This window comes from Clostridium sp. (assembly GCF_022482905.1).
GTDB lineage: Bacteria > Bacillota > Clostridia > Clostridiales > Clostridiaceae > Clostridium_B.
The window spans coordinates 1,876,648-1,888,601 of the sequence record NZ_JAKVOI010000001.1 but is presented as its reverse complement, the minus strand read 5'-3'; the positions used below and the strand labels follow the sequence as shown (position 1 = coordinate 1,888,601).

Below are 11,954 nucleotides of genomic sequence, written 5' to 3'. Positions count from 1 at the left end.
CCAGAAAACTGTTTAGAAGATGAATTCTGGGATAAGTTTATAGATTTTATTGAGAGAAATTACTGGTCATTTTGCGGCGGCATAAATGAATCGAAATAAAATTAAAATATTTGGAGGGATTGTAGTGGAAAAGAAAAGGTGGTACCCTTGTTGTGGAGCATTGTCGCTAGATGAAGAAAATAGTTGGGATATTTGTGGTCTGTGTGACTGGGAGGATGATCCTCTGCAAAAATAACGACCAGATTATAGTGGTGGGCTAATTCAATGAGTCTTAATGAGTCTAAGAGATATTTTAATAGAGAAATATTGCATAAAGAGTTAATGGTGTATGATCATTATTGCCCACAGCTTGATAAGAAATTACAGAGAAATTGTGCAATAAAATAATCATGGTAACTACCTAGATTTCGTACAAATATAAAGCTTATATTTTCATGTATTTACCTGTTATTATTTTCTATAATATTCATTTATGTCTTTAGTTGATCTACAGCCAATAACAATAGACATCATAGTAGTTATAAGCTTTTGATAAACAGAATATTTTACTTTTTTCATTTTGAGATTGAAGTCCTCAAAAGGCTTGAAGAATCTCATTTTCAAACCAAACTGCATAACTGCAGCTAACCAAATGGAAGTACAGGGCAAACGCATGAGTAAATAAACTGTAAACATGACTGAAATTGTGGTTTTAAGGCTTCACTTAGGTTAATCATTATAGTATGATAGCTCATATAAATTATATGGAGTATGGTGCTATGATAAAAAATAAAATGATAGATTATTTTGGAATAATAACAGAGCGAAGACAGAAAGTAAAAATTAAGCATAAGCTGACGGATATATTATTTATATCCGTATACTTAGAAATATAGAGACTGAAAAAACAATGAGTGGTCCAAGAAAAAGGGCCAAAGCGATGACAGACAAAGCTTTTCTTGATCTAGTTGTAAAAAACACATTTTTAGCTTGATAAAATTGAGCCTATTTTCGATTTTACGGGATATATCTTAAATATAATAAAGACTGTCTGGTTATTTGAAAATACTTTCTCTTGAGTTATGTTAAAAATTGTGAAAATTTAATATGATTTACATTCGTTTTTTAATATACATTTCCTAAACAACAAAATATTACTTTTCATGCGTTTGCCCTGAATGACTCACAAATTTATCTGTATAATTTTTATATTCTATGGTATAATATCAGTAATAAGAAGGGTGGATTATGAATTTAGTCTGCTTGATTAAATTACATGGTTTAAATAATAGATAGAGTTTAAGGAAGCCTATCTATTATTTTTTTCAGAGTTATTTATGTTTACTTTGGTATCGGATGATATTTCATCAGGTCACAAAGTTATTTTATTTTCGATTTTAATATCTGACTTTTTATCAGATAACGCCACTATACAAACAGCAGTTATTGAAAATAAACTGAAGAACAATATTAAATATTCTCCTGCCATAAATACATCACCTCTTCTTCATACGCAGACATTATTAACCATAATCCACCCATGAATAAAGAAGAGGCAGCCATATAAATTTTTCTTATTACATTTTAGATTATATCATATACTTTAATTGCTGAAAACTAAAGGCAAGAGGAACATAGTAAAAATTCACATAGTGATTTATAATATTTAAGATAGCATGAATATTTTTAGACAGCTGCCTCCATGGTTTTATCTCTCACAAAAGGGGCTGTTGGGGTAATTGACAGCAGAGGAGAGGTGGCAGTATGAGTTGATAAATTATTAAATAGATTTAAAAAATTATTTTAAGGACAGATGAAAATCATGGAATCCATACCTGATAAAATAAATAATGAAAAGCAGGAAAATACATATATTGATATTAAAAATAAGGAAATAGAGGATAGTAATTATCTCGTAAATAATAAATTAATAGTAAATTCAGATAAAGGTAATCTATTAAGTGAACTAAAAAGATGTCTGAGTCAATGCGAAAAATTTTATTTCAGTGTGGCTTTTATAAATTTCAGCGGACTCCAGCTTTTACTTGATAGTTTTAAAGAGCTTGAAGAAAAGGGAATCAAAGGGAGAATTATAACTTCTACATATCTCAATTTTACTGAACCAAAGGCGCTTGAAAGAACAAGAAAGTTTAATAACATTGATTTGAAAGTTTTTATTGCTTCCGGAGATAAGGGTTTTCATACAAAAGCCTATATTTTTGAGAATAGTGAAGATTACAAGATTATTATAGGATCTTCTAACATTACCCAAAGGGCTTTAAAGAGTAATGTGGAGTGGAATGTGAGAACAATTTTAAAAAAAGGTGACAGCTTTTCCTGTCAGGTTCTTGAGGAATATCTAAATTTGTGGAAAACAACTTCTGTTGTAGATAATAAATTTTTAAACAGTTATGAGAATTTTTTGAGAGAAATCAAAAAAAGAAGACATGATGAGGCACTATGTTTTAATGATTATGAAATAATAAGGCCAAATGATATGCAGATCAGAGCTATGGAAAATTTAAAGAGACTCAGGGGTTCAGGTGAGAAAAGAGCACTGATTATTGCGGCTACCGGTACAGGGAAAACTTATTTATCGGCTTTTGATGTTATGAATTATAATCCCCAAAAGATGCTTTTTTTGGTTCATAGAGAAGAGATTTTAAGAAGTGCTGAAAATACTTTTTCCAAATTGGTGAAAAATAAACACAGGACATTAGGGCTGTTAACGGGTTCAAGCAAAGACTTGGATTGTGATTACTTATTTTCAACTATAAAATCCATGAATAATTATTTGGAATATTTTAGTAGAGATGAATTCGATTATATTGTTTTGGATGAAGCTCACCATGCGTCTAGTCTATCTTATAAGAGAATTTTGGAGTATTTTAAACCGGATTTTTTACTTGGAATGACTGCTACACCTGAAAGATATGACAGGGAGAGTATATTTGATATTTTTGATAATAATGTGGCACTGGAAGTGAGACTTAGGGAAGCACTGGAATTGAATTTAATTATTCCTTTTCACTATTTTGGAATAACAGATATTGATTCCATTGACATAAGTGATGTTGATATGAAAGATGTGGACGAAATAGTCAAACGGCTCAAGGTAAATGAACGGGTTGATTTTATTATAGAAAAGATGAATTTCTATGGTTATGATGGAGAAAAGAGAAAATGCATAGGTTTTTGTGCAAACATTGACCATGCCCAATATATGACTTCTGAATTCAACAAGCGGGGTATAAAAAGTGTGTGCTTGACGGGGAAAAATTCTGCTGATGAAAGGAAAGGGTACATAGAGAAACTTGAAGAAGACACTAATGAACTGGAAATTATATTTACTGTGGATATATTTAATGAAGGCGTAGATATATCATCTGTTAATTTGATTTTAATGCTCAGGCCTACCACATCTCCTGTAATATTTATACAGCAGCTTGGGAGAGGTCTTAGGAAATACATGGAAAAGAGCTTTTTAACGGTGCTTGATTTTATAGGTAATTATAAAAGAGCATTTTTAATAGCTATAGCTCTTAATGGTTCAAGATATTATGACAAGGATAGTTTGAAGGTGGCTGTGGCCACTGAATTTGAAGATTTACACGGTTGTACTAATATTCAAATGGACAGGATTGTCCAGGAGAGAATACTAAGGCAGCTGGATGAAGAAAATTTTAATTCCATGAAATATTTAAAAGAAGAGTATATGGAGTTTAAGAAGATGAATGGAGGAAGAGTTTCATATTTTTTAATGGATTATATGAAGTATGATGGAGCACCTGATCCACTTAAGTTTGTTAATAAGGAAAAGATCTATCCTGCATTTGTAGCTAAAATAGAAAAAGACGAAGAATTAAAAAAATTGCTGCAAAATGATGACTTTTTTAAAGTTCTGAAAGAATTCACAGGAAAGCTGCCCATAAAAAGAGTATATGAATTTAGTATAGTAAAGTACCTTTTAAGCCATGAAAGTATAAACTTTGGACAGGCTAAAAATGAAATCTTAAAACATATTGAATATGTGGATGATAAAAGCATTCATCATGCTTTTAAATATTTGAATCAGAATTATTATGACAAAGCTGAAATGCATGGTACTATTAAATGTTTTGAATTAAAAAACAAAGAATTATATTCTGCCTGGAATTTTAAAAAGTTAATGCATAACAGTGAATATAGAAAATATATAGAGGATATTGTGAATTATGGGCTTATAAGATATGAGAAGGAATTTTCCAATAAATATTATGGAATACCTTTTTTAAAGCTATATATGCAGTATAAAATGACGGATACTGCATTGTTGTCAAATTATGAAAAAGCTCACAGCTCATTTAGAGGAAGTGGTCTTATAAGCAATGGCAGCGAATATTTTATTTTTGTAGATTTGCATAAGGAAGAGGGAATTAAAGAGAGTATTAATTACAAAGATAAATTTATAAATGAAGACCTTTTTCAGTGGCAAAGTCCAAATAGTACATCCCAAAATTCTGAGAGAGGGCAAAATATAATACACAATAAAGAGAGAAGTGTAAATTTACATATTTTTATAAGAAAATATAAGAAGATAGATGGATTGGTTCAGCCATATATCTATATAGGAAAGGGAAATGTAATAGAATATCAGGAGGAAAAACCTATAACGATAAAGATAAAGCTGGAAAATCAAGTGCCATTTGGATTGTATAATGAATTTGTCAAAAAAGTATAGCAGATTTAATTTTGCTATACTTTTTCCTGTAAAAGTTTTTTCATAGTTGGGATATCAACAGGTGCCCAGTTTAAAGAAGGTAAATTTTCTTTAGGCATCCATATTAATTTTGAGTGTTCATTTTTTGTGGGAGTTCCGGATATCAATTTACATTTAACTGTAATTAGATTTACCGTAAATTTTTCATATTCATAAATACTGTTATTAAAAACATCTATAAATTCAACCGTACATGACAACTCTTCCCTGATTTCCCTTTCAATAGCTTGTTTAAAAGTTTCTCCCTGTTCTATTTTGCCACCTGGAAACTCCCATCTATTTGGAAGTGACATTTTAGGAGAACGGAGAGCACACAAGATTTCTTTATCTTTATTTTCTATAATTGCTCCAACAACTTTTAATAATTTTTTCATGAACAACACCTCCCTACTAATGTATCATAAAGCTGTTGGTTTTAAAAATTTTATAATAAATTACATTTCATTTTATACAGATAAGAAAAACGGTGATAAGATTTTGGGGCTTAATAAAAACCTAAATAATGCAGATAAAAAGAGCCCACAAATTTATCTGTATAATTTTTATATTTTATGGTATAACCTCAGTAATAAGAAGGGCGGATTATGAATTTAGTGTGCTTAGTAAAATTTACATGTTACAGATAATAGATAGATCTCGGGAAAGGCTATCTGCCACTTGATAACGATTTCTAAACTTCAGATGGTTTCAAAAACCCCACCTGAAGCAAAGAACTCTGTTTATGTTTACTTTGGGTATCGGATGATATTTCATCAGGTTTCAAAGTAATTTTATTTTTTATTTTAATTGTGTGAAATTATTATTTTTGACTACATGAAATTATTCATTTATTATTAAAACAGCAAATTTAATGTTAATTATTACAATTTACAGGATATAAATAGTGCAATAAATAATACAATATAATCAAGCGATTTTTGTTTTATTGCAAAATATTATATAATAAACTACATTGGTGTAACAAGACTGGATTAGGGGGCATTTTATGGATCTTTTCAAGAAGAAAACGCTGAGTCAGTTGAGAAGCAGTGTGGAAAAAACAAATTTGTCAAAAAGTCTTACATCCAAAGACATAGCCGCACTTGGCATAGGTGCCGTAGTTGGAGTTGGAATATTTGTTGCTACAGGTGAAGGGGCCCATGCAGCAGGCCCGGGAATAATACTTTCATTTGTTCTGGCTGGAATAGTAGCATGTTTATGTGGGTTATGTTATTGTGAACTTGCTACAATGTTTCCGGTGGCAGGCAGTACATATTCATATTCTTATATTGCTTTTGGAGAATTTGTGGCCATGATTATAGGATGGTGTCTGACTGCGGAATATCTTGTTGCAGTTAGTGCTGTTGCTTCAGGATGGTCTGGTACTTTTAGGGGAATACTGCAGTCGGCAGGGATCAATCTTCCATCTGTTATAGCCGGTTCACCCGGCAAAGGAGGAGCTATAGATCTTCCCGCAGTAGCTATAATATTGTTTCTAACGGCGCTTCTTTGCTATGGCATGCAGGAAAGTTCCAGGGTAAACAATATTATTGTTGCAGTAAAGATACTAATAATACTTCTTTTTATTTTTCTTGGAGTATCACATATAAATGTATCCAACTATAAGCCATTCATGCCTTATGGGTGGAAAGGAGTCTTTACAGGTGCAAGTACTGTATTTTTCTCATTCATAGGATTTGATGCTATTTCTACTTCTGCAGAGGAGGCAAGAGATCCGAAAAAAGATGTATCTAGAGGGATTATAATATGCCTTGCAGTAGTATGTATACTTTATGTTTCAGTGGCGGTGGTGCTTACTGGAATGGTTCCATATAAAGAAATAGTTTCAGACAATGCAGTCCCGGCTTCACTTGCGAGGGTAGGCATTACCTGGGGATCTGCGCTTGTAGGCATTGGTGCAATTCTGGGAATGATTTCCGTCATGATAGCAATGTTATATGGACAGGTAAGAATATTCATGGTTATGTCCAGAGACGGACTCATACCAAAGGTGTTTTGCGAAATAAATTCAAAGCACAACACTCCGGTTAAGGCTACTATAATAACGGGTGTTATAGCGTCTATAATAGCAGGCCTTCTTCCGCTGAATGTAATAGTGGAGTTTCTCAGTATAGGTACACTGCTGAGTTTTATGGTAGTATCCGCAGGCGTTATTTATTTGAGAAAGGCAATGCCGGATGTAGAAAGAAAATTCAAATGCCCGGGAGTACCATTTACACCTGTTGTAACTATATTGTGTTGTCTGATACTTCTGATATCCATGCGTCTGATAACCTGGATCGGGTTTTCCGTATGGCTTTGTTTGGGATTGATAGTTTATTTTTCTTATGGAAGATTTCATAGTACAGTGCAGAGTGAAAGTGATGGAGACGAGAAAATATCATAGAAAGTTAAATTATGAAGAAATTATTGCAATATTACCGAATTTGTATTAGTATATAACGGTAAAAAACAACAATTCAGATGAAAATAGTGGGAGAGTTATGACTATTGTCATTCACCGAAGAAGTAAATCTTTCAGGTACCTATTTAATGTAGAGATGACCGCTATTGGATGAATCCTTGGAGAGACTCTAAACGAGCACCGAAGGAGCAAGCCGCAAGGTAAAACTCTCAGGTAAAAGGACAGGGGAAAAGGTAAAATATCTTAAATTCTTTTGGATCTTATCTATTCCCATTTGTATCTCCAATTACAAATATTTATATTTTAGAAAGGTTTTTATCATATGCCTTTCTATTAAAATGGAGGGATAAAATGGATCAACTACAAAAATACTATTTGGAAGGATACTTTGATTTTTACCGATTAAAGATGGAGTCCATCCTGACATGACTTCTATTATTACTTGGACGATCAAATAACGAATGCATAATACAGTAATAATTAGAAAGGCGGAATATATATGTCGGAAAATCAAGATTTATCGAGGGGATTAAAAAATCGTCATGTTCAATTACTTGCAATTGGGGGTGCAATTGGCACTGGATTATTCCTCGGCTCAGGAAGATCCATTCACTTGGCAGGTCCATCTATTTTATTTGCCTATACTATAACAGGAATAATTTGTTTTCTTATTATGCGTGCTCTTGGGGAATTGCTGCTTTCCAATTTAAATTATCATTCATTTGTAGAATTTGTATATGATTATCTTGGAGATGGAGCAGCATTTATTACTGGGTGGACTTACTGGTTCTGCTGGATTTCGCTTGCAATGGCTGATTTAACTGCTTCCGGACTCTATATGCAGTACTGGTTCCCGAATGTGGCACAATGGGTTCCAAGTCTTGTAGCTCTTATAATTTTGTTGATTATGAATCTTACTGCGGTAAGTTTATTTGGGGAAATGGAATTTTGGTTTGCCTTAATTAAAATTGTTGCTATCGTAGCATTGATTTTAATTGGTACATTTATGATTATTAAAGGATTTTCTACGAATGCGGGTTTATCTAGTTTTGCAAACCTTTGGAATCACGGTGGCTGGTTCCCAAATGGGATGAGCGGTTTCATACTTTCTTTTCAGATGGTTGTATTTGCTTTTACTGGAATTGAGTTAGTCGGTTTAACAGCCGGTGAGACAGAAGATCCAGAGCATGTTATTCCAAGAGCAATCAACAATATTCCAATTAGAATTATTATTTTCTATATTGGGGCGCTTACTGTTATTATGAGCATATACCCATGGAATTCAATTAATCCAGCCAAAAGCCCATTTGTACAGGTGTTTGCTGCAGTGGGAGTAGTAGCCGCAGCCAGTATTATAAATTTTGTCGTACTGACATCAGCTGCATCTGCTTGTAACAGCGGTATCTTCAGTACAAGCCGGATGGTTTACTCTCTTGCCAGAGAAAATAATGCACCCGAATCCATGAAGAAATTGACTTCTCATAAAGTGCCGTCAAATGCCCTGATTTTTTCTGCAGCTGTTATTCTGATTTCGGTTATTCTAAGCTACATTATGCCCGAGGGAGTGTTTGTACTCATTACGAGTATATCTACATTCTGCTTTATCTTTATTTGGGCAATTATAGTTGTCTGCCATTTGAAGTATCGACGAACTAATCCGGAACTTGCTGCCAGGAACAAATTCAAAATGCCATTTTATCCAATTGCCAACTATGTGATTTTGGTATTTATTGCTTTTGTTCTAGTTGTACTGGCGCTCAATAAGGAAACACGTATAGCTCTGTTCGTGACACCGGTTTGGTTTGTAGCTCTTGGAATTATTTATAAGGTACTCAAACTAAAAAAGAAAAATCAGGAAGATGCCGGAACGGATTTGGGATAAGATGTGCTATAATTACTTTAATACTTATTTGTGGAGGCTTAACATGAATAACCTGATTGTGGCATTTGCATTGACTCTTTTTGCCGGATTATCTACGGGAATCGGCAGCACGCTGGCTTTTTTCACTAAAAAAACCAATACCAAATTTTTAGCAGTGAGTCTTGGATTTTCTGCAGGTGTAATGATCTACGTCTCCATGATTGAAATCTTTTTTAAGGCCAAGGATTCTCTTGTATCTGAATTTGGAATAAAAATGGGATCCTGGATTACTGTGATTGCATTTTTTGGAGGAATGTTTTTAATCGCATTGATTGATAAAATTATTCCTAGTTATGAGAATCCACATGAATTTCATGAAATGAAGGATATAGGCGAAGGTAAAAATGGTGTTGATAGTAATCTGATGAGAATGGGAACATTTACTGCACTGGCTATAGCTATTCACAATTTTCCAGAAGGACTGGCTACTTTTACAGCAGCATTGAAGGAACCGACAATAGCTGTACCAATAACTGTTGCCATAGCTATTCATAATATACCTGAAGGAATAGCAGTATCGGTACCTCTGTATTTTGCCACAGGAGATAGAAAAAAAGCATTTATATATTCATTTTTATCTGGACTGTCGGAACCTCTGGGTGCATTTATTGGGTATTTGATATTATTGCCTTTCATAAGTGATTCAACGTTTGGAATACTCTTTGCAGCAGTGGCAGGTATAATGGTGTTCATATCATTAGACCAATTGCTGCCAGCTGCTGAAAAATATGGCGAGCACCATTTATCCATATATGGGTTGATATTTGGAATGATAGTTATGGCTGTAAGCCTGCTGCTGTTTATTTAATTGATATTTTGTATTACAGCATAGATAAATTTGATCTGCAAAATTTATCTATGCTTTTGTTTATGCAATATATATTGACAGGCGAGGTATATAATATTATATTATAAGTAAGACGATAAAGTATAATTTTATAAAGGAAGTGATGCTGTGTCTATAACATCTGACATAATAAGGGGACATACTGAAACCATAATTCTTGCACAACTTGAGTCCAAAGACAGCTATGGTTATGAAATAAACAAATTCATAAAACAGAAGACAGACAACAGGTACGAACTTAAGGAGGCCACTCTTTATTCAGCTTTTAGAAGGCTTGAAAAAGCATCATTGATAACTTCATATTGGGGAAATCAAACTACTGGAGCAAGAAGGAGGTACTATTCCATAACTGAATTGGGAAGGAAAGCTCTTGACCAATACAGGAAAGACTGGGATGAGTCAAAAGAATTAATTGAAGAATTGATTAATGGAGGTAGGTATAATGCATGAAAAATTGAGAAAAAGTGTTGAAGAATTATTTCAGAATGCACCAAAGACAAATAGGGCTAATGAACTCAAGGAAGAACTTTTGGCTAATCTTACAGATAAATATGATGATTTGGTGTCTTCGGGTAAAAATGAAGAGGATGCTTTTAAAATAGCAATTTCAAGTATTGGAGATGTTGATGAACTTATAGAGGAATTAAAAAATAATGATGTATTCAACTACAAAAATATCGAGAAACAACGTAAAAAAAGTGCTATTTTGCTTTCAGTCTCAGTTGGATTGTATATAATGAGTGTGGTCGTTTTAATATTGTTAAGTGAAGTTTTTATGGTTAACGAAAACGTGGCTGCAAGTATAATGCTTACAATAATTGCTGTTGCCACCGGTATTATTATATATAGTCATGTATCCAGACCAAGATATGTAAAATCCGATGATACCATAGTAGAAGAATTCAAGGAATGGAAATCCTTAAATAATACGCAAAATGAGATAATCAAATCTATAAAGTCTATAATGTGGCTTTTTATAGTTGCTGTTTATTTCGTTTTAAGTTTTGTATTTGGGGCATGGGCATATTCGTGGATTATATTCATAATAGGAGCGGCAGTAGAAAAAATTATTGTATTGAGTTTTAAATTAAAGGAGTAGAAATATGAATAGACATTTAATAAAGATATTGATTGTAATATGGTCGATTATTGCAGCGGTGTCCGTAGGTTTTCTCGTATACGGTCTGACACACCGTGCAAATGTTACAGGAATTTCAGAGATTTTTAGACTGAAAAACAGTTCATTCAATAGGACATATACAATTCAGAAAGATGAGAATGTGCCACTGAAAAATTGCAGTAAAATGAATTTTAATTTTTCAAATGCAGACGTAATTGTTCATACTGTTGATGCTTCAAATCTGAGGATTGTTCAAAATTCAACATCAGCACTTAAAGACAGAGAAAAGTTTGCAGTTACCAGGGGAACAAATGATATTACAGTAAAAGTGGAGAGGATCAACAGATCCTATGGAATATTCCAATTGAATTTTAGTGAGAAGATAGACATATATGTTCCTAAGAATTATATGAAAAGTTTGAGTATATATACGGCTTCCGGGGATATTATTTTTGCATCTGATGTAAAAATGGATGATATAGAAATAGATCAGAATTCAGGTGATTTTGAAAGTGAATACAATATTGTAAGCAATAACATGTATGTGAACTCGACTTCCGGAGATGTAAGCATCAATAATCTGGCTTCGAAACATTATGATATACGTTCAATTTCAGGAGATGTAAATATAAATTTACTTTCAGGTTCAGGGCAGGTAAAGGCTACTTCAGGAGATATAAATTTGAGTATTCCAGAAAAGTCGGGCTTTGAATTTTATGGAAATTGTATCTCCGGTAATATAAATTCGAATTTTCCAATAAACTATGAGAATGAGAAACACAGCAGTGCCTCTGCCAAAATTGGAAGCGGGCCATATGAAAGAATAGATATCAGTACTGTATCTGGAGACATAAATATATCTAAAAAATAGATAATAGAAAAGTTCCGTAACATATGTTACGGAACTTTTCTTAAAACCATGTT

General features: G+C 33.0%; 10 protein-coding genes and 1 riboswitch. Of the genes, 8 read left to right on the top strand and 2 right to left on the bottom strand.

From position 1 onward, the window contains the following. Positions 1–85: 85 nt before the first annotated feature. Positions 86–235 (top strand): CPCC family cysteine-rich protein, encoded by a 150-nt coding sequence (locus tag LKE46_RS17720; RefSeq protein ID WP_291728102.1) that lies wholly within the window; start codon positions 86–88, stop codon positions 233–235. Between the two features lie 215 nt (positions 236–450). Here the strand turns inward: LKE46_RS17720 and LKE46_RS09315 are convergent, their stop codons facing one another. Further along, positions 451–615 carry a hypothetical protein gene (locus LKE46_RS09315; RefSeq protein ID WP_291721015.1) on the bottom strand — a complete coding sequence of 55 codons (165 nt, stop codon included), beginning with the start codon at positions 613–615 and terminating at the stop codon, positions 451–453. A 1,177-nt stretch (positions 616–1,792) separates the two neighbouring features. On the opposite strand from LKE46_RS09315, the gene LKE46_RS09310 reads away from it, so the two are divergent. Further along, a complete protein-coding gene (locus LKE46_RS09310; protein WP_291721012.1) occupies positions 1,793–4,699 on the top strand; it encodes a DEAD/DEAH box helicase in 2,907 nt (968 codons plus the stop codon). A 14-nt stretch (positions 4,700–4,713) separates the two neighbouring features. Here LKE46_RS09310 and LKE46_RS09305 read toward each other — a convergent pair whose 3' ends face one another. After that, positions 4,714–5,112, bottom strand: a complete 399-nt coding sequence (locus LKE46_RS09305; protein ID WP_291721009.1) for a (deoxy)nucleoside triphosphate pyrophosphohydrolase — start codon at positions 5,110–5,112, stop codon at positions 4,714–4,716. Positions 5,113–5,723: 611 nt separating this feature from the next. Here LKE46_RS09305 and LKE46_RS09300 point away from each other — a divergent pair. The 6 genes from LKE46_RS09300 (at position 5,724) to LKE46_RS09275 (ending at position 11,901) form a co-directional block, all read left to right on the top strand. Next, a complete protein-coding gene (locus tag LKE46_RS09300; protein WP_291721006.1) occupies positions 5,724–7,124 on the top strand; it encodes an APC family permease in 1,401 nt (466 codons plus the stop codon). 166 nt (positions 7,125–7,290) lie between these two features. After that, positions 7,291–7,377: riboswitch (glycine riboswitch) on the top strand. Positions 7,378–7,641: 264 nt separating this feature from the next. After that, positions 7,642–9,024 carry an amino acid permease gene (locus LKE46_RS09295; RefSeq protein WP_291721003.1) on the top strand — a complete coding sequence of 461 codons (1,383 nt, stop codon included), beginning with the start codon at positions 7,642–7,644 and terminating at the stop codon, positions 9,022–9,024. A gap of 43 nt (positions 9,025–9,067) precedes the next feature. After that, a complete protein-coding gene (gene zupT, locus LKE46_RS09290; protein WP_291721000.1) occupies positions 9,068–9,871 on the top strand; it encodes a zinc transporter ZupT in 804 nt (267 codons plus the stop codon). 147 nt (positions 9,872–10,018) lie between these two features. Continuing rightward, positions 10,019–10,360, top strand: a complete 342-nt coding sequence (locus tag LKE46_RS09285) for a PadR family transcriptional regulator (protein ID WP_291720997.1) — start codon at positions 10,019–10,021, stop codon at positions 10,358–10,360. Then, positions 10,353–11,009, top strand: coding sequence for a permease prefix domain 1-containing protein (locus LKE46_RS09280; RefSeq protein ID WP_291720994.1), 657 nt, complete (start codon positions 10,353–10,355; stop codon positions 11,007–11,009). Before LKE46_RS09285 ends, LKE46_RS09280 begins: the two co-directional genes overlap by 8 nt. A gap of 4 nt (positions 11,010–11,013) precedes the next feature. After that, complete coding sequence (locus LKE46_RS09275) at positions 11,014–11,901, top strand: DUF4097 family beta strand repeat-containing protein (RefSeq protein ID WP_291720991.1); 888 nt, start codon at positions 11,014–11,016, stop codon at positions 11,899–11,901. Positions 11,902–11,954 lie beyond the last annotated feature (53 nt).

Bases quoted from the DNA above. Each gene is read 5' to 3' on its own strand.
- LKE46_RS17720 (WP_291728102.1), top strand. From the start codon at position 86: ATGAATCGAAATAAAATTAAAATATTTGGAGGGATTGTAGTGGAAAAG.
- LKE46_RS09315 (WP_291721015.1), bottom strand. From the start codon at position 615: ATGCAGTTTGGTTTGAAAATGAGATTCTTCAAGCCTTTTGAGGACTTC.
- LKE46_RS09310 (WP_291721012.1), top strand. From the start codon at position 1,793: ATGAAAATCATGGAATCCATACCTGATAAAATAAATAATGAAAAGCAG.
- LKE46_RS09305 (WP_291721009.1), bottom strand. From the start codon at position 5,112: ATGAAAAAATTATTAAAAGTTGTTGGAGCAATTATAGAAAATAAAGAT.
- LKE46_RS09300 (WP_291721006.1), top strand. From the start codon at position 5,724: ATGGATCTTTTCAAGAAGAAAACGCTGAGTCAGTTGAGAAGCAGTGTG.
- LKE46_RS09295 (WP_291721003.1), top strand. From the start codon at position 7,642: ATGTCGGAAAATCAAGATTTATCGAGGGGATTAAAAAATCGTCATGTT.
- zupT (WP_291721000.1), top strand. From the start codon at position 9,068: ATGAATAACCTGATTGTGGCATTTGCATTGACTCTTTTTGCCGGATTA.
- LKE46_RS09280 (WP_291720994.1), top strand. From the start codon at position 10,353: ATGCATGAAAAATTGAGAAAAAGTGTTGAAGAATTATTTCAGAATGCA.
- LKE46_RS09275 (WP_291720991.1), top strand. From the start codon at position 11,014: ATGAATAGACATTTAATAAAGATATTGATTGTAATATGGTCGATTATT.